This window comes from Clostridium sp. UBA3061, assembly GCF_002367465.1.
Classification (GTDB): Bacteria; Bacillota; Clostridia; order Clostridiales; family Clostridiaceae; genus Clostridium_J; species Clostridium_J sulfidigenes.
Genome location: NZ_DFCF01000002.1, coordinates 204,284 through 231,099, shown reverse-complemented (window position 1 = coordinate 231,099; position 26,816 = coordinate 204,284). Strand labels below are relative to the sequence as shown.

Below are 26,816 nucleotides of genomic sequence, written 5' to 3'. Positions count from 1 at the left end.
TAAATTATAAACTTTAGATTAAAATCTATAATTATATCATTTGAGGAGGTAAACTATTATGAACTCTGAAACTATCACTAAAAGGGATAATAAGATTAAAGATAGTTCTATCACTGATATGACCATTGGAAACCCTTTTAAAATTTTATGGACTTTTTCTCTTCCCATGTTACTTAGTTCACTTTTTCAACAACTTTATAATATTGTGGATAGTATTGTAGCAGGAAAATTTATAGGAGTAAATGCTTTAGCTGCTGTAGGTGCTTCTTATCCTATAACTGCACTATTCATCGCCGTAGCTGTAGGCTCTAGTATGGGATGCTCTGTTGTAGTTGCACAAATCTTTGGTTCAAAAAAATATACTACTATGAAATCTGCAATTTCAACAGCTATAATATCTCTAACTAGTCTTAGCATTATTTTAACTATCTTGGGTAGTATTTTTTGTAAGCCTCTTATGAGACTTCTTCATACTCCAGAAAATATATTTTCTGATTCTGCCCTTTATTTACAAATATACATAAGCGGAATTATATTTTTATTTTTATATAATACTGCCACCGCCATATTTAACGGTTTAGGAGATTCCAAAACACCTTTATATCTTTTAATTTTCTCTTCTATATTTAATATTATTTTAGACCTAGTGTTTGTTATAACTTTTAAAATGGGTGTATCTGGAGTTGCTTGGGCTACTTTTATTGCTCAAGGTCTTTCTTCTATACTAGCTATAGTGTGCCTTATTATGAGATTACGTAAAATTGAAGTCACTGAAAAGTATCCTTACTTTAGTAGTTACATTTTAAAGCGTATAAGTAGAATTGCCATACCAAGTATAATGCAACAATCCTTTATATCTGTAGGTCAAATTTGTGTACAAGGTCTAGTTAATAGTTATGGAGCCATAGTCGTAGCAGGATATTCTGCTGCCTTTAGAGTTCATACCATTGCTCTTACTTCTATGAGTACTATGTCTAGTGCACTTTCTAGCTTCACTGCACAAAACATTGGTGCAAAGAAAATTTCCCGGGTGAGAGAAGGATATAAAGCTGCAGTAGCTATAACCTTAAGTATATGTGGTGGAATTCTTATTCTATTTTTAATCCTTGCTCCAAAATTAATTGGATTGTTTGTAGATTCTAGTGAGAGCATAGATGTAATTAATGTGGGTACTGAGTTTCTAAGAACCCTAGCACCGTTTTATTTAGTAGTAGGTCTTAAGATGGTATGTGATGGTGTTCTACGTGGAGCTGGAGCTATGAAAGACTTTATGTTTGCCACCTTTTCTGATTTAATACTAAGAGTAGCCCTTTCCTTCATTTTAGCTTCAATAATAGGATACTCCGGTATCTGGTGGGCCTTCCCTCTTGGTTGGATAATAGGAACTGCGTTATCTGTATACTTTTATTATAAGGGTACTTGGAAACCTTCAATTAATTAAATATATAATTATATTTAGGCTATGTTTTACTTAATAATTAATTTATAATCAAAGTAATACATAGCTTAATTTTTAAAATGGAGATATACAAATGAAAATAGTACAAATTTATAAAAATCAAATTATAAAATTCTTTAAAACCGAGACTATATTAGTAATAGCTATAACTTTAGCTATTCTCTCTTCCTTTATAGCTATACCCAAGATAGAGTATATAGATTTTAAGGTTTTATTTTTATTGCTAAATTTAATGATTATTGTGGCAGCCTTTAAAGATTTAAAGATATTAGACTTCATTGCAGTGTCTATATTAAATAAATGTACAAGCTACACATCATTATGTTTTTCCCTAATATTTATAACCTTTTTCTCCTCAATGTTAGTAACTAATGATGTAGCTCTACTTACCTTTGTACCGTTAACTATAATAATTAGTAAAAAGATTAAGGTTAATCCATTAAAACTAGTAATTTTTCAAACTTTAGCTGCCAACTTAGGTAGTAGTCTAACCCCTATGGGAAATCCACAGAATCTTTTTATTTATTCCTTTTATAATCTAACTCCTGTGGACTTTTTTAGGATAACTCTACCTTTAGTTATAACTGCTATTATATTTTTAACTATATTAATTATAAATAATAAAGAAAATATTAAGGTTCCTAGTCTAGATAATATTTCCGGATTCAACACAAAAGGTATTATTTTTTTTACTATTTTATTTATTATAGCTATTTTATCTGTATTTAGATTTATAGATTATAGAACTTCCATGGGGGTAACCTTGATATTAACCTTGATAATCAATAAAAATCTATTAAAGGAAGTGGATTACTCCTTACTTATTACTTTTATAGGTTTCTTCATATTTATAGGCAATATTTCCTCTCTAGGTGTTGTAAAAAGCTTTTTATCACAAATACTAAATAGAGCTAATAATACTTACTTTGCATCTATTCTGCTGAGTCAAGGTATAAGTAATGTACCTGCTACAATGCTCATTGCAAACTTCACAAATTATTATAAAGAGCTTTTACTAGGTGTTAATGTTGGAGGAATGGGCACAATAATTGCATCTATGGCAAGTGTTATATCATTTAAGTTATATGTGAAGGAATTTAAATCCTATAGTGGTAAGTTTTTAAAGAAATTTACCTTCTACAATATTTTAGGACTTTTTATATTTATTCCTATTATTAAATTGTTATAGTTGTTATAATTTGAATAACTATGGTAAATCATGTAGAATAGTACTAAATATTTAAAATCCTACAATAAACTAAGGATTATAAGGAGGTATACTAATGTTAAGTGATAATTTATTAAAAAATCTTAATGACCAAGTAAACTTTGAATTTTACTCATCTTACACTTATTTAGCTATGGCAGCCTATGCTGAATCTGTTGATTTAGGTGGAATAGCTAATTTCTTTAGAGTTCAAGCTCAAGAGGAATTATTCCATGCAATGAAACTTTATGACTATATTTTTCAAAAAAATGGTGTTGTTGAATTAGATAAAATTGATAAACCAGAGGGCAAATATGAAAGTATAATAGATGTATTTGAAACTGGTTATAAACATGAACAACTAGTTACAAGTAGAATTTATAAGTTAGCAGATATTGCTTCCGAAGAAAAAGAACATGCAACTATAAGCTTACTTAGATGGTTCATAGATGAGCAGGTTGAAGAAGAAAACACCTTCAACACTCTTCTTAAAAAGATTAAAAGAGCTGAAGATAATCCAGCAGCTTTATATATGTTAGATGAAGAACTTGCTACAAGAGTTTTCACTCCACCAACTACTGCTTAATGTGAAAATCAATTACTCATTATAATATTTAGTGAGTATAATGACAATGCAAAAGACTTACTTAGTGATAAAACATTAAGTAAGTCTTTTATAATATATATAAATTTTTTATAGGCAATTTATTTTGCTACAAATTAAGTAGATGTTATTACTTTAATTTTACTAGTAATTGTCCTGTCTTTACTTGTTGTCCTTCTGATACAAGGATGGAGTCAATAGTACCATCCATAGAAGCTACTATATTAGTTTCCATTTTCATTGCTTCTATTGTCAGTAAGCTTTCTCCCTCTTTAACTTGTTGTCCTTTTTCTACTAAGACTTTAATTATAGTTCCAGGAATACTCGCTCCAATCTCTAGCTTATCCTCAGCATTAGCCATCTTTATAGAGCTATCTTTACCATTACTCTTTAAAGCACTTGCTGTTTTATCTTTAATTTTAATTTCTCTTCTATTTCCATTAATTTCAAAGGCTAGAGTTCTATATCCTTCTGAATCTAATTTACCTATTTCTATAAATTGAACTATAAGGGTCTTGCCTTCTGCAACTTCAACTTCACATGTTTCACCCTCTGCAAGTCCATGGAAGAATACATCACTACCCATACGACTTACATCACCATATTCTGAAACAAATTTTAAGAAATCTTCAAATACTTCAGGATATAAAGCATAACTTATAACATCTTTTTTAGATGGAGTATATTTATATTTATCCTTTAAATATTCTTCAATTTTATTAAAGTCTTCAGGTGGTAATAATTCTCCTGGTCTATCTGTTATAGCCTTTTCACCCTTTAAAACTATCTTTTGTAGTTCCTCTGGGAATCCACCTTCTGGTTGACCCATCATCCCTTTGAAATAAGATACTGCCGAATCTGGAAAAGCCATATTTCTTCCCTTTTCACAGATATTTTCAGAAGTTAATCCATTTTGAACCATGAAAATAGCCATGTCCCCTACCATTTTTGAAGAAGGTGTAACTTTTATTATATCCCCTACCATATTATTTACCTCTTTGTACATAGATTTAACTTCTTCAAATCTATGACCAAGTCCAAAACTTTCTACCTGAGGTTTTAAGTTTGAATATTGTCCCCCTGGAATCTCATATTTATAAATTTCTGCTCTACCTGACTTAAGTCCTGATTCAAACTGTTCATATACTGGTCTTACAGCATCCCAATAATTTGATAACTTTTGAATTTCACTTACATTTATGCCAGTATCTCTGTCTGTATTTTCAAGAGCTGCTACTACAGAGTTTAGAGCTGGTTGGCTAGTTAAACCAGACATACTATTAAAGGTTGTATCTACAATATCTACTCCTGCATCGGCTGCCATAAGCACAGTTGCTACACCATTTCCAGTAGTGTCATGAGTATGTAAATGAATAGGTATTGAAATCTCATTTTTTAATGCCTTAATAAGTTTTTTAGCTGCATAAGGTTTAAGCAATGCAGACATATCCTTTATAGCAAGTATATGAGCTCCCATTTTTTCTATTTCTTTAGCCTTATTTACATAGTATTCAAGACTATATTTATCTCTAGTTACATCTAAAATATCTCCAGTATAGCATAGAGCAACTTCTGCTAATTTCCCACAGTTTAAAACTTCATCAAGCGATGTCTCTATACCCTTTAACCAGTTAAGTGAGTCAAAAATTCTAAATATGTCTATACCACTCTTTGAAGATTCTCTTATAAATTCTCTTATTACGTTATCTGGATAATTTTTATATCCTACTCCATTAGCTCCTCTTATCAGCATCTGGAACATAACATTAGGAATTCTTTTTCTTAATTCCTCAAGTCTTTCCCATGGAGATTCTTTTAAGAATCTGTAAGCCGTATCAAAGGTAGCTCCCCCCCACATCTCAAGAGAAAACAAATCTCTTCCATAGGCTGAGGTCGCCTTTGCAATGTTGAACATATCTCTACTTCTCACTCTTGTAGCCATTAAGGATTGTTGTGCATCCCTCATAGTAGTATCAGTAATTAATAGTTTTTTCTGATTCTTGATCCAATTTACAACACCCTGTGGACCTTGTTCATCTAATATTTTCTTAGTACCTTGTATTCCTTCTAAAGAGTCTATAACTGGAATAACTGGTACGTCAAATTCTCTCTTATTTCCCTTAGTTTCATTTACTATTTTTTCTCCAATGATTTTTAAAACCTTATATTCTTCATCAGTTCTAGGTTTTATATCAAATAATTGAGGATTATCTGCTATGAAATTAGTATCACATTGTCCTCTTCTAAAGGTTTCATTATTTAATACGTTTATTAGAAAATCTATATTGGTCTTAACTCCAGTAATATTCAACTCTTTAATGGAACGTATGGATTTTCTAATTGTATCTTCAAAGGTTCTAGAATAAGCTGTTGTTTTTACAAGTAAACTATCGTAATATGGACTAATTACAGCACCACTAAATCCATTTCCTCCATCTAGTCTTATCCCAAATCCTGAACCTGTTCTATAAACATCTATTTTCCCTGTATCTGGGGCAAAACTATTAGAAGGATCTTCTGTAGTTACCCTACATTGGATTGCAAAACCTCTTGGTTTTACATCTTCTTGTGAACAGATTCCTATTTCCTTAGAATCTAAACTATATCCCTGTGCTATCAAAATTTGACTTTGAACGATATCTATTCCTGTAGTCATTTCGCTAACAGTATGTTCTACTTGTATTCTTGGATTCATCTCAATAAAATAGTGATTGCCATGTATATCTACTAAGAACTCTAAAGTTCCGGCACTTATGTATCCTACAGATTTTGCAATCTTTAAAGCATCTTCACAGATAACTTGTCTTTTTTCTTCACTTAGAGATACTGCTGGGCTAAATTCAATAACCTTTTGATGTCTTCTTTGTATTGAACAATCTCTTTCATAAAGGTGAACTATATTACCATGCTTATCTCCAAGAACTTGAATCTCAATATGTTTAGGTCCTTCTAGATATTTTTCTATAAATATATCATCTATTCCAAAAGCCTTTTTTGCCTCATTTTTAGCACTTTTAAAAGACTCAAGAAGTTCTTCTTCTTTTCTTACTATCCTCATACCTCTTCCACCACCACCGGCAGCAGCCTTTAGCATGATTGGATATCCACATTCTTTTGCAAATTTAATTGCTTCCGTCTCTGAAGTAATTGGTTTTTCTACTCCTGGTATTACAGGTACACCAACTTCTTTTGCTACAATTTTTGATTTTATTTTATCCCCTAATCTATCCATCATTTCTGCTTTAGGTCCTATAAATTCTATTCCTGCCTCTTTACACTTTCTAGCAAACTCAGGATTTTCAGATAGGAATCCATAACCTGGATGGATGGCATCTACACGCTTTTTTAATGCAAGATTAATTATTTCATCAATATTTAAATAAGCGTCAACAGGGCTTTTATTCTTTCCAATCTGATAGGCTTCATGAGCCTTTGTTCTGAAAAGAGAAAGCTTATCCTCCTCAGAATATATAGCAACAGTTCTTATTCCAAGCTCGTGACAAGCTCTAAATATTCTTATTGCAATTTCTCCTCTATTTGCTACTAATACTCTTTTGAATTTTTTCTTAGTCATATAAAAAACACCACCATCTTTTATTATTTTCAACTAAAAACTTTATAAATTTATGCAATATATAATCTTTAGTTTATGCAAAATATATTTTTTTAACAAAAATAATTGGACTCCAATAACATGTTTTTAATTATATCACACACTTTTTATAAAGTATAGCATTTTTATAAAATTATTATGTACAACTGAAATTTAATATTTTTATACTTGCAAATATAATGACTTGAATGAAAAAATGATTTAAAATAATTCTATTCTAACTATTTTAAATCATCTTCAAACCCTTGTATTTAGCTATTTTGCTTATAATCCATTGTATATTATCATACATTTTTAATTATGCAAGATAATATTTTATGAATTTATATTCTTTAAATATTTTATTTGTGTTAAATCAATTTATTGTATTTTTATTTAATATTAACTAATTTATTGTATAAACCACCTATAATATATTAATTAATTCCATTTTTAGTAATAAAATATATAAAAATTTATGATGCTAATTAACATTTATCATTTTATATAATTCATTTTCTTCCTTGGTAATCCTTGTCTCTATAGCTTTTAATATACACTTAGTTTCTTCAACAAATTCCATTAAATTAGCTTCAATTTTATTCTTAGTATTAAATTTATTTTTATAACTAGTGAATACTTGTGAAATTTCACCCATTTCATTCATATATAAATTAGCCATTTTCTTAAGTGATAAATCTTTACCATTAATCAAAGTTGGATATAAAAATTTATCCTCTGATGTTAAGTGAATTTGTAATTTCCCTGCGAGTTTATTTATATGGCTTGCTGCTTCCATTGCATTTAATGCCATAACATTTTTATTTATCATTTCTTTTATTAGCCTTATTTCATCTGATATGTCTCCGTGTTGTCTCATTAAATTATTTAAATTCATGGTAATACCCCCCTACTGATTTACTACCTTTATTATAAACAAAATGTAACAGAAGTTATGTACCATTTGTTACAACCTTTAGCATATATCCTCTATTTTAATTAATATTAGAAAAGGTCATATCAAAATAATCTATTAATCTTAAATTAATATAAGATTTAATATATTTTGATATAACCTCATTTTTAATTTATACCTATTTTCATATAATTTTTACAATGTTCTGCTACTTCATTTGCAGCAATCATTGCACTTTTTATTGCTCCTTGTATCCATCCATGTTCCTGTGAAATATGTTCACCAGCAAAATATACTCTATTATCATATTCAGGCTGGCTAGAAGCATAGGCAAATAGCCTTTTTTGGCCAGGCATATAATAGCAAACAGCTCCAAAAAATCCTTGTTCATTATCCCATTGTATGGTTTTACTATCTAATACTATATCATCAAGATATCCTTGTTTAAGTCCTTGGACATGCTCTACTTGTATTTTTATCCATTCTAATCTAGTTATTGGTTCTAAATTACCAAGACGCATTGCATCTCTAGATAGATTGTAGGATGCTAAAAGAACCCCAGCCCCTCCATAACTTTTATACTCTCTTCTCACAGAAGGTATTACCTGACTTTCCAAATCGGCAATATTGTACTCAATATTATAAGATGGGTACCATATACTTCCTATTGGTAAGTCTGTATAAGAGGCTCCACCTATTATTGCTTTACTAGGTCCCCCTTCTTCCCAAAATTTCTCCTTACACATAAAGAGAGTTTTTTGTCCTGCTATATAATTAACCTCTTTGATTGCTTGCATTTTTTCTGTGCTAAACATAGGATATATATTTACATTACGAAGGCTAGAAAATGGTATAGTGCATATTACAAAATCAAAGCTCTGGTGGTGACTACTTATTTCTTGTTCACTTTTATATTCTAAAATAACTTTATTATCTTCGTTATTTTTGTATATACCTTCTACTCTATTCCCACTTTTCCAAGTTATATGTCCTAGTTGATCCTGTAAAATGTCATTATACTCTTTAGGGTCAAGTGACATTAATGAATGATACATTGCAATAGGTAACCATACTGTTCCTCCATCAATTTGGTACCTAAAAGCATCATCTACAGCATACTGTTCTTGGAGACTTTCTATATAACTATTATCATAGAGCCATCCAGAAAATGTAACAATAGATGATAACATTTCTATAGCACCTTCACTTAATCCCCGTTCTTCAAGTTCTCTTCTTATGCTTAAGCTGTCAAAGTATTCAATTTCTGGAGAGTACCTTTTTTTATTTTGTAATAACTCTCTTCTTATATCTGGGCTAATTTGAAGTAAGCTAGCTCCTAAGCCATAACTTACAAGCTTTTGCCATGGCTCTTGTCTTTCCCATGGTGCTAAATTAAATTCAGGATATATTTTCTCCATAACACTTATTCCATCTGGATCATTGATAGCTCTTTTATTTCTCACATAAATAAAGGCATTATCATTATTTTGAATAAAAGGTGTTGTTCTTAATTTAAATTGATTTATATACTTCCATGTAGCTTCATGACTTACTGGTATTCTCATAGCACCAAGCTCACCATAAAATCTTTTATTTTCATCAAAATAGTAAGTATAAATTCTTCCTCCTATACGTTCCTTTTGCTGTTCAAATATAGTTATGTCAAGACCCAATTTCCTAAGCTCAAAAGCAGCAGATAAACCTGCAATTCCTCCTCCTATTATACCTATATTAATGCCTTTGCATCCACCCGGTGGTAATATGGTTGTAATGTCCTTTGGCGGGCTAAGTAGTTCAATTAAATTATCATAGTCTTCTATTCGACCTACTTCCTCTAAAGCAAGCCTTAGCATACTATGCCTTTCCTCGTCTGTAGGATTACTTGGCTGCACAACTTTAATTTCCCTAGCCAAATAGTTTCAACTCCTTTTAGTTCTATAGTAATTATAATATTCTACTTTACTAAAAAGAGTTCTATGGTTTAATTATATAATCAAACTAAAAATAACATATTACTGGTGTACCCTGAGTTATATATTCAAATATCTTACTAGCAACATCATATGGAGTATTTATACATCCATGAGAACCATCTGTTATATAAATTTGCCCTCCAAATTTTGAGCGCCAAGTAGCATCATGGATACCAATATCCCCATTGAAAGGCATCCAATAACTAACGGGTGCCGCATAATTTTCTCCTCTTAAAGTTGCATTTTTTTCTTTGTAAGTTAAACTGTAAATACCTGGTGGAGTAGCATGCTTACTATCAGCATTACCACTAACCATAGGCCCTTCCGTAATTAAAACTCCATCATTGTAAAACCATATATGCTGGGTTGTTAAATTAATTTCTACATATGTATTTCCGAAATCATTTGCACCATAAGCTACAGCTGTTTGAGCATATATAGGTTGTCTTTCTTCCTTTTTTCCATCTTTAATAGCATTAATTAAAGTTTCAGTTTCTTCACTATAATTAATTAACCATCCATAGTTACCTCCGCTTACATTTACGGTAGTTCCAATGGAGGTTTTAAAATTTCTTGTAGCCCCATAAGTATCGTACTTAATAGACAGTGAATTTACATATTCTCTTGCCTTTTCTTCATTAATAGATACCTTAAAGTTTTTATCAATATCAAGCCAATTATGAATAGAATCTCCATTTAATACTTCTTTATTATCTCCAAATTTATGAGTAATTACTGAGCCTATATACTTATCAAGAGTATTTTTAGCATTTACCACTTCCTTTGAAGCAACAGTATACTTTGGTTTTTCATAGCATTCAATTTCTTCTAAATTTATTTCATCTACTTTATTATTAAGTGCTTCCTTAACTTTTTTATATAATATATCTTTATTTACCTTATTTCCTTGTACTTCATCTTTAATTACGTATTCCTTATTTTCATATTCAATTTTAGCACTCTCAGGTTTAATTACATTATCATTCTTAAAACAATTTAAACTACGAAACTTCTTTTTTAACAATTCATCATTATAAGATACTTTTTTTTCTAACTTATAATCGCTAGTATTGAAAACTCCATAAATCCATCCAAAAGCACTTTGATTATCCTTCAAGTCTCCAATTTTGTTTTCTAAATTATACTTATATTCAATGTCGCTTCCATTTATATTTTCTTCAATATTACCTCTTTGCTTTAACTTTAATATATAAGCTTCACTTTCTGCTAATATATCAGCTTCTATATCTTCCGTGGTTTTTCCAGTAACACTAACTCCATTAATCTTAGTTCCAAAATAAAATCTCTTCATAAAATATAAAGATGTACTTAAATATATAATTAGCAAAATACTAATGGAAATTATAATACCTATAATTATCCTCTTCTTTATATTCACACTTTTTTCTACTTCTTGATCTTTAATCTCCATAATAACCCCCTATATAACTAGCAATTGCAAATAAATTTACCCCGATTACTTACAATTAAATAATATTAATAAATATATTCTCATACTATATATACTAATCATACCACTTTAAAAGTACAAAAATATAGGTTGTACCTATTATTATTAAAGTACAACCTATAAGTTTTAATTTATAGCTTTTTCAACCCTTAATTTATAGTTTCTGAAGCAAGCGTAGCCTTATTGGAAGTTTTATCCATTTTACCGTTACATAGTAACTCTGCTTCCTCTCTTGAAATAACATTATTTCTTATCATAGACATTAATACAACTTCACTTCTTTCCTTTGCTCTTTCATAATTTTTAGATAATGCATAGTTTTCTGGTGATTGTGGTAATCCAGCTAACAACAATGATTGAGATAAAGTTATTTCATTGGGTGATGTATTAAAGTATCCTTTAGAGGCTTGTTTAATTCCAGAATAGCCATCACCATAATATATTACATTTACATATAGCTCTAATATTTCTTCCTTTGAGTAATTATTTTCTAGTTCTCTAACCACAAAAATTTCCGCAATTTTTCTTTCCAATCTTTGCTCATGGGTAAAAAATAAGTTTTTTGCTAATTGCTGTGTTATTGTACTTCCCCCCATAATTATTTTCCCTGCATCAATATTACTAATAGCTGACCTTCCTATGGCTATTAAATCTATTCCATTATGATTATAAAATCTATGATCTTCTACGGATACAATAGCATCTAGGAAGTCTTTAGAGATTCCATCTATAGTTACATAATCCTTACCATTTATTATATCATTAATTTTTTCTTGTACCCCTATATCAGAGGTAGCAGCTCTATATAAAGAATATCCATCTTGTAAAACAAAAACTCCAAGTGCTGTCATTAAAACAATAATCCCTAAAGTAAGTTTAACTAATAACTTCTTCATTGCAACCCCTCCTTATAAGTTTATTATACATCTCTTAGTTCACATATGTTATCGAAGTAACTTACACTTATCTTACATTTTTGTAATTTACAATTTTATAGGTTAACATATTAATTATTAATTACTAAAATTAATTAATATTATAGTCAATGACTAGTGATTTAAAGAAGGCTTTAAAATAAAAATACTATCATCAAAGAATTCATAAGTATTCCTTAATGATAGTATTTTCCTATTTAATTAAGAGTCTATGGATTTTAAAACTTGATATTGCTCTATTACTTTTAAAATTTAAATATTGTATTTATTTTTAACTATTATATCTATACTTACTAAACTAGAATATAATTCCCCACATTATTGTAGAAACTAAAGTCATTGATAATCCTACTAAAGATTCATATGGTATTAATTTCAAACGCTGTCCTATGCTCATCCCTGTTGCTCCTGCTGTTGCATGGAAGAAAGAACCATGTGGTAGATGATCAAGAACTGTAGCTCCAGCATGAACCATCGCCGCTCCTCCTATAGGTGATATACCTACTCCCACTATGGCTTGTGAGAATGTAGCTGATGCTATAGTTGACCCTGAGGTTGTTGAAGCTGTAGCAGCACACATTAATATTCCAGAAATAGGTGCCAATACAAATGCTGGCATATTTAAAGCATTAAGCACTCCTATAGTTGTAGCCTGTAATCCTGATGCCTTTATTATTCCTGCTACAGTACCTGTCCCTATTAAAAGTATTGCTACAGGCATCATTTTAGATAATCCAAAGGTTAGATATTCGTTAATATTTTTACCTTTACCCATAACTAAAACTCCTATAATACCTCCAACTGGCAATGCTATAAGTGGATCTATTGATATTCCTATTAATGGTCTAAGTGATAGTAAAATTATAGTTACAATTGGACCAATTATTGCTGCAAAGAAAGATGGCAATTCCACCTCTTCAACATCTTCTATTTTTGTTTCTTTTGCACCTCTATACTTTTTATTAAGTAAAGAAGTCAATATTACTGTAACTACAAGCCCAACTATGGCAGGAATTATATTAGCTACCATTAAAGATGACAATTCTACTCCAAAATTTTCTGCTGCTGCTATGGTATTAGGGTTTGGCGATACTATATTTCCTGCCTTACCTCCACCAATCATAGCTAAAAGTATAACCATAGGTGAATATCCTAATTTCTTCGCTATTGCAAGGGCTATAGGTGCTACTGTTATTACTGCTACATCTATAAATACTCCAACAGCTGTTAGTATCATGGTTGATAACGCTATGGCAAATAGTGCTCTTTTCTCACCTAAGCTTTTTACAATTTGATCTGCAATTTTAGCTGCTGCTCCTGTCTTAATAAGTACTCCTGCTAAAACTCCAGAGGTCACTATACGAAGGATTGCTGGCATGATATCTTTTGCTCCGCTTATCATTACACTTACGGTTCCTTCAATTCCAGCTCCACCTACTAACCCTCCAACTACTGCACCTAATATTAAACTATATACAGGTTGTACTTTTTTAATGATTAATACTATGGCTACTACAAGCCCAAGTAAAGCTCCTAATGTTGTAATCTGTACTTCCATTATCGTCACCCCTATTTAAGATTTTTATTCTTTCATTGTCTTTATAAGTCTGAAAATTTGCGTCATTGTTGATGTCATATTCTTTATAGCTGTTTCTTTATTAACTGCTTCTTCTATAGTCATAGCTGAATTTATTATAGAAAAATAGGCATCTATTCCTTCTTCATTACACTTAACAGCATCTTCTGTAGTGCATCCTGCCACTGCTATTACCTTAACCTTATGTTTTTTAGCAAGCTTAGCAACTCCTATAGGCGCTTTTCCCATGGCAGTTTGATTATCTAGTCTACCCTCACCAGTAATAACTAAATCTGCATCCTTTAAGGCTTCTTCTAACTTAATTTCTTCTAATATTATCTTAATTCCAGATTCTAGTTTTGAATTTAAGAACCCTAAAAATGCAAATCCAAGTCCACCTGCTGCTCCCACACCTTCTGTCTCAGCTATATCTTTTCCTAAGTCTTTTTTAACCACCTGTGCAAAATTTCTAAGTCCTCTATCTAATTCTTTCACCATATCAAGAGTTGCACCTTTTTGTGGTCCATAAACATAGGCTGCTCCATTTTCTCCATACAAAGGATTGGTCACATCACAAGCTATTTTGAAGGTACACTCATCTAACTCCTTCAATTTATTATGTGTTTTTATAGTTTTTATCTTATTTAATACCTGGCCACCAAAACCAACAGGTTCATTATTTTCATCATAAAACTCATATCCTAAGGCCTGTAGCATTCCTACTCCTGCATCATTAGTAGCACTTCCACCTATTCCAACTATAAAGTTTCTACATCCTTCTTTTATGGCAGCTTTTATTATTTCTCCAACTCCATAGGTAGTAGTTTTTAAAGGATTTCTTAGTTCTTGTGGAACAAGTGCATAACCTGCCCCTTGAGCCATTTCTATTATTGCTGTATTGTTATTTTTTAATATCCCATACTTAGCCTCCACCTTTTCTTCCACTGGACCTGTAACAGATATAATTTTACCTTCACCATTCATGCCTTCTACTAAGGCATCTACAGTTCCCTCTCCCCCATCTGCTAAGGGCATTATTTTTATATCTGAATTATTATCTACATTCAATATTGCTGTTTTTATTGCATTAGCTGCTTCAATTGAGGTTAAACTTCCCTTTAAAGAATCTATAGAAATTACAATTTTCATTGCTACCTCCTCCTTTTATCAAATTATATCAAAGGATTTTTGTCACTTCTATGTTACACACAACAAAATAATACGTTTTCACACCTTAATTTTTGTCATATCTAATATTGAATTTTCAAATTTAAAATCCTTCATAAAAATATTTTTACTTATAAACAAAAATATCTCAAAATTGGTTATAATTAATCCTCATTTTTATTTGATTGATACCTATTATTCCATATAGATACAATTTCAATAAAAATTTTAGATTTAATCAATTTTGAGATAATTCATTATTAAAAATTTCTTTACATTTTGCCTTTTATGATAGTTTTATAGCTAAATAAAGTATTACGGATTCATTAAATTTCCTTGGATTAAATCCTGATTTTTCATATATTCTTTCTAATCTGTACTGAAGGGTATTTTTATGTACATATAGCTCTTCTGCAGTTTGTTTTAGAGACATATCATTTTTATAATAAACCTCCAATAGATTTATATCCTCTTCATCAAGAGATTTTAATACCTTATCCTTATACTGATTTTTTGTTTCAGTATCTACACTCTCTAAAATAAGCTCTAAATTCAAGCTATCAAGATAAGTTAAAATATCATGGTTTTCAGCGGAGTATTTAAGGGCAATTCTAGCTTCTTCATAGGATTTATACGCTTCATATAAACCCTTTAACCTCCCTACTCCCCCAGTTAAAATTCCATGATACTTACTTAATGTTTCCAAATGAGTGTTTCTTAATTTATTATATCTTTCTTGGTTTACTAATGCTATGAATTCATTAGGATAAATATATAGTTTAAATATATTACCAATATCATCTAATACACCTTTTATATGGTTCTCTATAGTCTCTAGCTCTCTAAGATTATGATACTTATTTATCTTTAAAATAACTATTGCAAACTGCTGATCTAACTCTATTCCAAATTCCTGAAGAATATTTTCAATTTCATTTTTATCTTCAACATTATTATATATCAATGACTTTACAACATAATTTATTCTCTGTTTATCTGCTTCGTATTTATAATTTAGCTGCTGTTCTTTTATAAATATTTCTGTGATTTTAGTGACTAAAAATCCAAATTTACTAACTTCACTAGGCTCTCCAGTTATACCTATAGCACCTACTGCAATATTGTTTATTTTTATGGGATAGTTTATACCTTTTCTACTTCCTTTATATTCCTCATTATCTTCAACAGTTACATTACTCAAAGTTTTTATAGCATTATATCCTGCTTGATGAAAGGTGTTAAGTCTAGATTTATCTGTACTACCTATAATTATCCCATTAATATCTATAAAATTTATATCTTTATCTACAACCTCTTTAACTGCATTTACTATTTCTTGAGCTAAGTTAAAATTGATTTTATTAATTATCATAATTTAAATCATCTCCTTGTGAAGCACTATATACAAACTTAAAGGAGGTTACCTTGTAACAAATATTATATACCACTAAATTAATTCATCCTGCTTTAATAAATTAAACAATGTAGGATTCAAATTAAATTCATTCATTAAAGCATTAACCTCTGAAAGTGCCTTTTCCTTTTTTTCCTTAGCTATACTAGCCTTTGATGCCCTAATTAATATGTTTTTAGGAGAATGAGCTATATCTATAAATTCTAAAAGCTGAGTTTTATATCCTACAGATTCTAAAAGATTTCCTCTTACTGCATCAGTCATGAGAGCTGCTACTCTTTCTTGAACTATGCCGTATCTAGTAAGTATAGATAAGGATTCTGTGTTCATTTGCTTATTAAACTCATGCTGACAACAAGGTACAGAAAAAATCATTTTGCTATTCCATTTAATAGCATTATATAATGCATAATCTGTAGCAGTATCACAAGCATGTAAGGTAATTACCATATCAACCTTATCATTATATTTAAATCCATTTATATCTCCAAGTTCAAAGTGTAAGTTTTCATAATTATATCTTTTAGCTATATCATTACACTTTTCGATTACATCCTTTTTAAGGTCTAGACCTATCATCTTAACATTAATTTTCTTAATCTCTACAAAATAGTAATATAGTACAAAGGTTAAATAAGATTTGCCACATCCAAAATCTAAAATTGTAAGCTCTTTATAATCATTCTTTTTAATTTCATCATCAATGATTTCAACAAATCTATTTATTTGTTTGTACTTATCATACTTAGAATTTACCACTTTGCCTTCTTTAGTGAAGATTCCTAAATCTATAAGGGGTTCAATTATCATTCCTTCTTTAATGATATAATTCTTTTCTTTATTATGTTCTTTATTAATAAGACTTTCATTATTGCTTGTTTTCTTTCCTAAATGAACTTTACCCTTTTTAGATATTCTTAAATCAAAGGTAATATTACTTGCCCAAGCAGAAACTTGTTTATAATTATCCATTGTATACTCTAAGACTTTTTCCTTTAATAAATCTAAAGGAATATTTTCATGAAATACCTGCTTATCAGTATACTTTTCTATTTGATAATACTCCTTCGAGTTGTTTTCCTTTAATATAAATATTATTTTGTTATATTCTATATCTTTATTCATCTTATTACTAATAACTAATTTTATAATATGTTCTTTTATAATTTCATCAATTGCTTTTCTTAATTCTTCCATCTTTACACACCTTACTATTTATATTTGTATCTATTGTATCATATATTAAATTATTGTGTTCTAAAAGAAAAAGTACATCCAAAATATTATATTATCTACATAGGGTATAGATAAATCTTTAATTTTCTATGAAATGATAATATATAGCTTTAACTATTGGTTATAAAAATGAATATTAAAAAGGGAGTCTATGACTCCCTTAAACTTTATAAATTAACTTAATATATATACCTTACAATCTATCTAAATCGCTAATTATATCTTTTCAGTTTTCAGTGCCTTCCACAGTGAAACGCAACATAAAAGCATTACTATAATAAACGGAAATGCAGCAACTACAGATGCTGTTTGTAATGATGCTAATCCACCTGATAACAATAAAGCTGTAGCTAGCAGTGCCTGAAGTATACCCCATATTATTTTCTTTTTATTAGATGGATTTAAATCTCCATTTGAAGATAACATACCTAACACAAAAGTTGCTGAGTTAGCTGAAGTAATGAAGAAAGTACCTAATAATATTATAGTAAATACTGAAATTATACTTCCTAGTGGATATTTAGTTATAACTTGGAAGAATGCAGTTTCTGGTGATGCAGCTAAGTTTTTTAATACATCCATTGTGAGCTCGCCAGTAATACCAAGATTTACTCCAAGAGTTCCAAAGACTGAGAACCAAATTATAGATACAATACTTGGTGCTACAATAACTCCAATTATAAACTCTCTAATAGTTCTTCCTTTGGATATTCTAGCAATAAATACTCCTACAAAAGGTGCCCAAGCAATCCACCACGCCCAGTAAAATATTCTCCAACTATTTACCCATTTATTACTTGCAAAAGGTTCAATATGCAGGCTACTCTCTATAAACTCTGCTAGATAACCACCTGTACCATTTAAAAAAGTATTTATTATCTTTATGGTTGGTCCTATAAATAGAGATAAAATTAAAATCCCAAAAGCAATGACCAAGTTTATATTTGATATTGCACTAATTCCTTTTTCAATCCCACTAACTGCAGTCCAAATAACTATTACTGTTATGACAAATATTATAATTAACTGAACTATAGGCGTTTCTGGAACTCCAAACATATAACTTAATCCACTATTAATTTGTAGTGTTCCAAGTCCTAAAGAAGTTGCAACTCCAGCTACTGTGGCAAATACTGCAAGTATATCAATAGTTTTACCAATTGGTCCATTTACTCTTTCTTCTCCTAATAATGGAATAAATATGCTGCTAATTAGTCCAGGTTTATTTTTTCTAAATTGAAAATATGCTAGAGCAAGACCTATAATACTATAATTTGCCCAAGGGTGGAATCCCCAATGCATAAAAGAAGATTTAAAAGCAAAATTTGCAGCTTCAACGGAACCTGGATCCATACCTTCTATTGGTGCTACAAAGTGAGATATAGGCTCTGCAATTCCCCAAAATACTAGTCCTATTCCCATACCTGCTCCAAATAGCATTGCAAACCAAGCAACGGTGCTATATTCTGGTTTTGAATCATCCGGTCCAAGTTTTATTTTCCCAAATTTACTAAATGCTAATACTACTGCGAATACTACAAATATCATCATAGAAAGCAGGTATGCCCAGCCAAATTTTTCAGTTAAAAAATTAAGAGCACTATTGGATATTTTTTCAAAACCACTTTTATCTAAAATTCCCCAAAATACAATAGCAAAAGTTATAATCAATGAAATAATAAAAACTGAATTTGTACCTTGCTTTCTTTTAGTCTTTACATTTAGTGTTGTATTTATATTAGTGTTATTATTCCCCATAACAATATCCTCCTTAAAGTTAGAGTAGATAATTATGCCGTAGGTTTTCTTTAGGGGCTGTAAATTTACTTTCACAGCCCCTTAAATATTAAAACTTAACTTTAAAAACAGTTTGTTCTTTTACATCTGTAGCTAAGGCATCTAATGCAACTCCAACTCTGTGGTAACGAAGTTTCCATTGTTCTTCTTTTGAAGTTCCTGGATTTCCTAGCGGATATGGAATAGATATAGTAGGAATAATCTTGTTTGCTCCTGCTGTTTTTGAAACTGGAATTAAGTTTGCCATTTGTACAATTGGCATACCTGATTTTTCAATTTCCTTAACCATGGTTGCACCGCAACGCGTACAAGTTCCTCACGTAGAAACCATTATAACTCCATCTATACCTTCATCTTTAAGATGAACTAAAATCTCCTGTGCCATTCTCTTTGCCTCAGCTTGAGTAGTTCCAGTACCAACTGTTGAATAGAAATACTCATGTAATTTTTTGAATTTTCCTTCTTTCTCATATACTCTTAATGCATCTATTGGAGCTATTACATTTGGGTCTGCATCTGCTGCTGCAGGATCAAAACCAGCATGGATTGTTTTATAAACTCCACCTTTTAGAGCATCTACGCCATCAATATTGTATCTTCCCCATCTTGTTGCAGACGCTGATTGAATTCTATCTGGATTATCTACAGGGACGATGCCTCCTGTATTTAAAAGTGCTATAGTTGCATTTTTAAGATCTTTAATTGGCTCTGCTATAGGTACTATATCTGTTTTAGGAATTGGAAGTTCAGTGATAAACGGTCTTCCATATAATTTATCTATAAGCATTTCTACTGCTCTATCAGCACCAAACTTACCATCTTTTCTCCAAATTTGATGTCTTATCCCTCTAGGATAATATCCTTCTACTTCAGCACCAAGGGTTTTTTCACCTTTTAAAAGCTTATTTCCAAAGGTTGCCATAGCTTTTATATCACTTCTCATTTTAGCTGCACTATGTCCTCCTACAAAAACATACATATCTCTTTTAAACATTTCTACCCCAGGATTTTCTATGTGCATAGAAGTAATTACTGGAACATTAAATTCTTCTTTAACAGCATTACAGATTTCACCACACGCAACACCATATCTTCCTGCTTGAAAAGCTGGGCCTGCAAAGAAAATATCAAATTCTATATTTTTAAGTTCAGATATAATTCTTTTTATAGCTTCTTCTGTATTAGATCCCATAAAGTTATCTCCACAAATTATTGTATGAGTAACTTCTGCATCTAAGTTTTTATTTAGCTCTATAGCCGGTCCTATTGTGCCTTCCTTAATTATAGGCTCAAAATCCGCCTTATCTTCTCCACCTATTTGACCAAAGAATTGGTTTATATATATTACTGCCTTTTTCATTTTATCCCCTCCTAGTTACTAAAACTCTATCATTGTTTTTGGCGACCAACCACAAACCTGATCTCCACAGAACATAGCATTATTCTCCATTATTATTGATCCATCTGATCTTACAGAAGGTCCAAGTATCTCATCATTTTCCCAACCACCAGATACACCGTCTCTACCTAGAGATTCTAATTCTCCTATAACAGTTTCCATTGGTGGAAGAGTTATTAATTCTGACACATTACCACAAGACACTATAGCATCAGCCTTTTCGTCCATAGAAACTAGTGGCTGTGATTGTCCATCTCTTCCAGTACACTCATTAGTAAGTCCTACAACTTTTACTCCCGCATCTTCAAGAGCAACTATACAAGCTGTAAAATCTGCATCAGGGTTACCATACCCTTCCTCTGCAACTATTGCACCATCAGCTCCAATAGACTTTGCAATCTGTGCTACAAATAGTGCGGCACGGTTTTTTTGTTCTAAAGCTACATTCAGATTTGACATTATTATTCCTAAGAAATTTATTGTCTTTCCATGTTCTTTATAAAGTCTTTTTATTGTAGGATTATTTTGAAACTCATAAGTTGACCATTTAGATGAGCAAGGCATGAAACTACCTGATACCAACGCTCCATCTAAAACTTCATTTGGATGCATAAAGGTTGGTAGCATACGATTCATGTCCCATCCATATAAAAATGTGTTATACCCTAACTCTTCCATTTGAGATTGAGGTTGCATAACAAATACCATACTTGGAAGTTCATTTACCCTTTTTTCACGTTTTATTACTGGTTTTAGTTCATATTCTTCAATTTCTTCTGGTTCTAAATCTTTAACAACACTGCCTATAAATTCTGCAAGTTTATGACCTGCTTCTCTTAAAGCTTTATTTTTTTTCTGTTGTTCTCTTTTTTCAAATTCTTCATCTGTATCAGCAACTAGTACTATATTTTTAAGTTGAGAATAGTAGGTATATTTTGCACCTTCTCCACTCATATCAATAAGTCCATCTTGAAATCCACCCCAATGTTTTCCAACTACCAGCAAACTACAATCCTTCAGTGCATGAGTTCTACCATTGCCTGCTTTAACTAAATCTCCTGTATAACCTGGAAATAATGAATCTCCATTCAATTTTACTCTTGGCTCTATAGCTTCTTTTACTGGCATAAGTCGTACATTATCGCCTGGTTTAACAATAAATAAATCTGCTTCAATTATATGCTTGTCCTCTAAAACAAAATCTAATGCTTCCTTTTTATTAATAGTTAGTATTCCTTTAGCAAATTTTGTTTTTTCACCAAAAACTATATCTTCCACATAAAAATTTCCAATTTCTAGTTTCATACTCCCACTCCCTTATTATTTTTTAAATTTTCTTAATATTTATAATATTATTTTATTCCTCTAATTGTATTTTGTAAACGTGTTTACGTTTTTTTGTTATTTAATTAACAAATTCTATGTATTTAAAAATCAAATAGTTAATCTTATATCATTATAAATTTAAATTTTAATGTTATAATAAAGATACATATTAATAATGAGTAAATTAAAGGGGTAATCTTATGACTAAGTCAGCCATAGAAAGAAAGGAAATGATAGTTTCTTTCATAAATTCAGCTAATAAACTTATAGATGAAGAAGGTATAGAAAATGTTACAGCAAGAAAAATTGCTCATGCTACAGGATATAACGTTGCTACTGCATATAAGTACTTTAAAAATTTAAATCATATTTTGTTTTTTGCTTGTATGAAATATTATAATTTATATATTCAAGATCTTCCTAATTATATTAGTGAAGATAATTCATCTTTAGAGAATTATTTAGGTATTTGGAAGTGTTTCTCTATACACGCTTTTAACAATCCTAAAATCTTTAAATCAATATTTCTAGATCAAGGTCATCTTAGTGTTAAAGATACTATGAAGGAATATTATGAAATTTTTCCTAATGAATTAAAAAGTCTCCCAACATCTTTATCTACTATGCTAGATAAAGATTATATTAATGAACGTGATCTTGCTTTACTTGAAGTATGTATTAAAGATGGGTATATAAATCAAGAAGATGTTAAAGAATTAAGTGAAAATATTATTATATTTTTTGAAGGTTTATTGATGAAAGTTACAAACCATGTTGATGGCTATAGTAAAAAAAGGGCATTAGAAATTATTCTAAAATTTATTTATAACACCTTGCATTATTATAACTTAAAGTCTTCCAATGTTTTATCACCTTTTTTAACTCTATAAAATGCCATTCATACAGATGTATTTAAAATGAAGATTAATTTAAGATTCGCATATTATTGTGTAATCACACTTTTAAATAATTTATAATTTTTAAATATAAAAAACCCCTTAAATAGTATAACTATTTAAGGGGTAAATATTTACTAATTAAAAACTAGATAATAGTAATATTTTCTGCTTGTGGTCCTTTTGGTCCTTTAGCTACATCAAAAGAAACTTTTTGACCTTCTTCAAGTGATTTATAACCATCAGAATTTATTTGAGAAAAGTGTGCGAAAACATCTGTTCCATCTTCTCCTGTAATAAATCCAAAACCTTTTTCTCCATTAAACCATTTTACTGTACCATTCATAAATGTATACCTCCGAAATTTTATTTTTCTTAAATTCATTGTAATAATTCACTAACAAAATTTCGATATTAACATACTCTATTTATTAAGTACTAATTGAAACATATTGGTTTATATTATTTACTATTAATTTAAGTTCTTATTAAGCATACTACACTTTATTATATAAAGCAAGTTATTTTATAATAATTTACTTGTTTTATTAAAAATAGTTTTATTTTCCTTAATTTTTCCTTCATTACCTACTATGCAACAATAATTTTCATTCATTCCTACCTTAATCATTGAAGCATAATTTCTTATATCTTCATTACTAGTACTCAAAAGTTCATCTCTCCATCTTTGAATATCTTCTTGGGTTACATTGCAAATATAATCTGCAACTGCTTTTTCACCTTTTCTATCAGGAGTTAATGGTTTATATAACTGTCCAACAGATCCTATTATAAATTTTCCCATATCTTCCTTAGTAAAATCTACTTCTTCTAAAAATTTATAAGCTTCATTATATACATCTATAGTTCTTGTAAGGTTTGGATCACGATAGGAATAAATGGCTAAATTTCCATCCTTATTCATGTCACTATAACATCCATAAGCACCACCTTGAAGACGAACTCTAGGATATAAATATTCATTATCTAATATATTTAAAAGCACTCTCATTTTCCCTGAATATTCATAACCAAGATCTGCAAAATTAAATCCCTTAACTACATATTGCACATTACTAGCAGTTATTATAGCTTCGATATTTTTTTTGCTCTTATGCTCAAGATTATATAATTTAGTAGGTTCAGTTTTAATGTTACAAATAACCTTATTAATATTAGTTACTACTGTTTCAACTTCTTTTTCTTCTCCCACCACTGAGATAATTAAATTATTTTTATTAAATATTGTTTCATAAACCTTAATAAGATTGCTTCTAACTTCCTTACCAGATTTCTCAATACTTTTTTCTAAATTACAGATGAATTCATAATAAGTTGCACCACTAATTTTTTCCCAGTATCCTCTACCACAAGAAGTCTGTGCAAATATTCTGTTCATCCCAACATCATGTCCTGCATTTATAACTCTCATTTGAAGCTTTGATTTTGTTTCTTGAATAATTTGTTTAAGCCTACTTAAATCATCAAATTTAGTAGTAGTAATTATTTCATTTACTAACTCTAGTAGAGATGAAATGTTTTCTGCAATTACCTTTGATTTAACTATAAATTTAGGATGATATGCCTGACTATTATTTTTCTCAGTGTATACTTGATTTTCAAAAGTTATTCCACCTGTAGTTTTATAGATTTCTGTGATTAATTGAGAATAACCTCTTTTCTCAGTATCAAGCTCCCCTAAAACATCCTTTAAAAGTCCTAAATAAGGAATATACTTTTCTTCAATTGCTTTTGCATCAAATAGCAGATTAATATACACTATTTTATTTGTAGGAATATGATGTTTTAAAATAGTTATTCCTTGTTCTTTTACAACCTCTTGAGGAATTTTTTCTACTTTTTTATCTACCTCTTCTATAGGTAGCTTTGGAAGAGTATCTTTTTCTTCTTGGGTATCAACCCTAACTTGAGCTTCTTTTAACTTCCTATTTCGCTCCATAAGCTCTTTTATTTCTTTTTCGGATAAAGAACTTCTATAATTTTCTAGCTTTTTTTCTAATGCTTTATTTCTAGCATCTTCTAATCCCTTTTTAGGTGTCAAAACTACTAAGGAACAATGGGGATTTTTAACCATATTCTTTTCAATAAACTTCTCAAAATATCCATTGTCTAAAGCAACTTTTATCTTATTAAGGATATCTTCATACTTTAAGTGAACAAGAGGATCTCCATCATATATCCAACTATTTAAAACCCAATCATTATATTCGATTCCCTTATTAGCAGTTCTCCATGGATCAGCTTCACGCAAATCAAATTCAATGGTGTTTATAGCTGCCTTCAATTGATCCTTATCTAATCCCTTGTCTACAAGTTCTTTAAGAGTATTCATAATAACATTTATAAATTCACTCTTCTTTGTAATATCTACATTCTTAGCTACTATTGGGAATAATATTTCCTTAGTTGCATCCATATTCATATCATCCCTTGTTATAATACACTCACCTATACCAGCTTTAAGTAAGGCAGCTTTTATTGGAGATGCTGAGGATTCAATTAACATGTTATAAAGTATTTTTGTAGCTAAATATGCCTCTCCATTACGTGTTTCCTCAAAGGCGAAATTTAGTGCTAAAAATGCCTTATTTTCTTCATCTTCATCCTCCCTAATAGAATAATTAGCAGTTCTTTCTACCATACCTTCAAAATTTTTCACATCATCTATATGAGAAGATATCTCTATTCTGTCAAATTCATAAAGATATTCATCATTTATAAACTTAAGACATGCATCCAAATCCTGATCCCCGTATAGATAGATATAACTATTAGATGGGTGATAAAATTTGCTATGAAACTTTTCAAAATCCTCTTGAGTTAGATTAGGTATATCCTCTGGATCTCCACCTGAAACAAAGGCATAAGTAGTATTTGGAAATATTGATCTATATATATCACTACAAATAACTTCCTCTGGTGATGACATGGCTCCTTGCATTTCACTATAAACTACACCCTTATACGCTAGTTTATTAGTATTTTCATCTAATTCATATCTCCAACCTTCTTGACGTAATATTTCATGATTTTCATATATTCTAGGATGTAAAACTGCATCTAAATATACATCGATTAAATTCATAAAATCTTTACTATTTCTACTTCCTACAGGATACATAGTTTTGTCTGTAAATGTCATAGCATTTAAAAAAGTGTGTAATGAACTCTTGGCCATATCTCCAAAAGGATCCTTGGCCTTAAATTTTCTTGAACCACAAAGTACAGAATGCTCTAATATATGAGCAACTCCAGTACTATCTGTAGGAGTTGTCCTAAAACTTATAGAAAATAACTTATTATCATCTTCATTTTCTAAATGTAAAAGTCTTGCTCCACTTTTCACATGTTCAAATATTCTAGCCATGGATTGTGCCTCTTCTACCTTCTCCTCTTTTAATAATTTAAATCCATAGTAGATTTCGTTAGTTTTAAATTGCATATAAATTCCCCCCACAATCACTCCTAATAGTGGTTTAAAATCATTTTAAACCATTACTATTCATAACTTTATATTAAATAAAAAAGTCATAGATATACCTTAGTTAAACCAAGATATCTACAACTTCTCATTTTACTAAAAAAATAAAAAGTCATAGAGTCCAAACAACCCCATGACTTAAAATATCAAAATAAATATGTTAAAATCTATTCTTAAGGCCGTTATAGGTATTATAAAATTCACTTTTATTCAAATTTTTTATACTTTTCACTTAAAAACGACCTCCTTTCAATATTCTAACTATTCAATCATAACATTTTTTAACATACTTGTAAATACAATTAATATAAGTTATGCTACATACATAAACAAGCTCTTCAATTTT

General features: G+C 30.0%; 18 protein-coding genes. 4 read left to right on the top strand and 14 right to left on the bottom strand.

Going from position 1 to position 26,816, the window contains the following annotated elements; translation table 11 throughout:
• Positions 1 to 58 precede the first annotated feature (58 nt).
• The 3 genes from B2P65_RS01205 to B2P65_RS01195 all read left to right on the top strand — a co-directional run bounded on the left by B2P65_RS01205 (position 59) and on the right by B2P65_RS01195 (position 3,252).
• Positions 59 to 1,441, top strand: a complete 1,383-nt coding sequence (locus tag B2P65_RS01205) for an MATE family efflux transporter (RefSeq protein WP_346877231.1) — start codon at positions 59 to 61, stop codon at positions 1,439 to 1,441.
• Positions 1,442 to 1,532: 91 nt separating this feature from the next.
• Positions 1,533 to 2,648: an SLC13 family permease gene (locus B2P65_RS01200; protein ID WP_346879471.1), complete on the top strand. Its 1,116-nt coding sequence runs from the start codon at positions 1,533 to 1,535 to the stop codon at positions 2,646 to 2,648.
• A gap of 94 nt (positions 2,649 to 2,742) precedes the next feature.
• The gene (locus tag B2P65_RS01195) at positions 2,743 to 3,252 is read left to right on the top strand and encodes a ferritin (RefSeq protein WP_346847301.1); all 510 of its coding nucleotides are present in this window, start codon (positions 2,743 to 2,745) and stop codon (positions 3,250 to 3,252) included.
• Positions 3,253 to 3,400: 148 nt separating this feature from the next.
• Here B2P65_RS01195 and B2P65_RS01190 read toward each other — a convergent pair whose 3' ends face one another.
• The 12 genes from B2P65_RS01190 to B2P65_RS01135 form a co-directional block, all read right to left on the bottom strand.
• Positions 3,401 to 6,844, bottom strand: a complete 3,444-nt coding sequence (locus tag B2P65_RS01190) for a pyruvate carboxylase (protein ID WP_346878489.1) — start codon at positions 6,842 to 6,844, stop codon at positions 3,401 to 3,403.
• A 502-nt stretch (positions 6,845 to 7,346) separates the two neighbouring features.
• Positions 7,347 to 7,760 (bottom strand): hemerythrin domain-containing protein, encoded by a 414-nt coding sequence (locus B2P65_RS01185; protein WP_346847299.1) that lies wholly within the window; start codon positions 7,758 to 7,760, stop codon positions 7,347 to 7,349.
• Between the two features lie 185 nt (positions 7,761 to 7,945).
• Positions 7,946 to 9,691, bottom strand: coding sequence for a flavin monoamine oxidase family protein (locus B2P65_RS01180; RefSeq protein ID WP_414632427.1), 1,746 nt, complete (start codon positions 9,689 to 9,691; stop codon positions 7,946 to 7,948).
• A gap of 85 nt (positions 9,692 to 9,776) precedes the next feature.
• Positions 9,777 to 11,183 (bottom strand): L,D-transpeptidase family protein, encoded by a 1,407-nt coding sequence (locus tag B2P65_RS01175; RefSeq protein WP_346847298.1) that lies wholly within the window; start codon positions 11,181 to 11,183, stop codon positions 9,777 to 9,779.
• 188 nt (positions 11,184 to 11,371) lie between these two features.
• Positions 11,372 to 12,118 carry a biosynthetic peptidoglycan transglycosylase gene (locus B2P65_RS01170; RefSeq protein ID WP_346879470.1) on the bottom strand — a complete coding sequence of 249 codons (747 nt, stop codon included), beginning with the start codon at positions 12,116 to 12,118 and terminating at the stop codon, positions 11,372 to 11,374.
• A gap of 337 nt (positions 12,119 to 12,455) precedes the next feature.
• On the bottom strand, positions 12,456 to 13,715 hold the full coding sequence (locus B2P65_RS01165) for a GntP family permease (protein WP_346847296.1): 1,260 nt from the start codon (positions 13,713 to 13,715) through the stop codon (positions 12,456 to 12,458).
• Positions 13,716 to 13,739: 24 nt separating this feature from the next.
• On the bottom strand, positions 13,740 to 14,882 hold the full coding sequence (locus tag B2P65_RS01160; RefSeq protein ID WP_346847295.1) for a glycerate kinase: 1,143 nt from the start codon (positions 14,880 to 14,882) through the stop codon (positions 13,740 to 13,742).
• A gap of 304 nt (positions 14,883 to 15,186) precedes the next feature.
• Positions 15,187 to 16,272 (bottom strand): CdaR family transcriptional regulator, encoded by a 1,086-nt coding sequence (locus tag B2P65_RS01155; RefSeq protein WP_346847294.1) that lies wholly within the window; start codon positions 16,270 to 16,272, stop codon positions 15,187 to 15,189.
• A 75-nt stretch (positions 16,273 to 16,347) separates the two neighbouring features.
• Complete coding sequence (locus tag B2P65_RS01150; RefSeq protein ID WP_346847293.1) at positions 16,348 to 17,511, bottom strand: SAM-dependent methyltransferase; 1,164 nt, start codon at positions 17,509 to 17,511, stop codon at positions 16,348 to 16,350.
• A 255-nt stretch (positions 17,512 to 17,766) separates the two neighbouring features.
• Positions 17,767 to 19,308, bottom strand: a complete 1,542-nt coding sequence (locus tag B2P65_RS01145; protein WP_084178084.1) for a glycine betaine uptake BCCT transporter — start codon at positions 19,306 to 19,308, stop codon at positions 17,767 to 17,769.
• Positions 19,309 to 19,396: 88 nt separating this feature from the next.
• Positions 19,397 to 20,707 (bottom strand): betaine reductase selenoprotein B, encoded by a 1,311-nt coding sequence (gene grdH / locus B2P65_RS01140; RefSeq protein WP_346879469.1) that lies wholly within the window; start codon positions 20,705 to 20,707, stop codon positions 19,397 to 19,399.
• A gap of 18 nt (positions 20,708 to 20,725) precedes the next feature.
• Positions 20,726 to 22,051, bottom strand: coding sequence for a glycine/sarcosine/betaine reductase component B subunit (locus tag B2P65_RS01135; protein ID WP_346879468.1), 1,326 nt, complete (start codon positions 22,049 to 22,051; stop codon positions 20,726 to 20,728).
• Positions 22,052 to 22,272: 221 nt separating this feature from the next.
• Between B2P65_RS01135 and B2P65_RS01130 the strand changes: the two genes are divergently transcribed.
• On the top strand, positions 22,273 to 22,962 hold the full coding sequence (locus B2P65_RS01130; protein WP_346847290.1) for a TetR/AcrR family transcriptional regulator: 690 nt from the start codon (positions 22,273 to 22,275) through the stop codon (positions 22,960 to 22,962).
• A 154-nt stretch (positions 22,963 to 23,116) separates the two neighbouring features.
• Here the strand turns inward: B2P65_RS01130 and B2P65_RS01125 are convergent, their stop codons facing one another.
• The gene (locus B2P65_RS01125; RefSeq protein ID WP_035131204.1) at positions 23,117 to 23,314 is read right to left on the bottom strand and encodes a cold-shock protein; all 198 of its coding nucleotides are present in this window, start codon (positions 23,312 to 23,314) and stop codon (positions 23,117 to 23,119) included.
• A gap of 180 nt (positions 23,315 to 23,494) precedes the next feature.
• Positions 23,495 to 26,431 carry an insulinase family protein gene (locus B2P65_RS01120; RefSeq protein ID WP_346879467.1) on the bottom strand — a complete coding sequence of 979 codons (2,937 nt, stop codon included), beginning with the start codon at positions 26,429 to 26,431 and terminating at the stop codon, positions 23,495 to 23,497.
• Between the last annotated feature and the right edge of the window lie 385 nt (positions 26,432 to 26,816).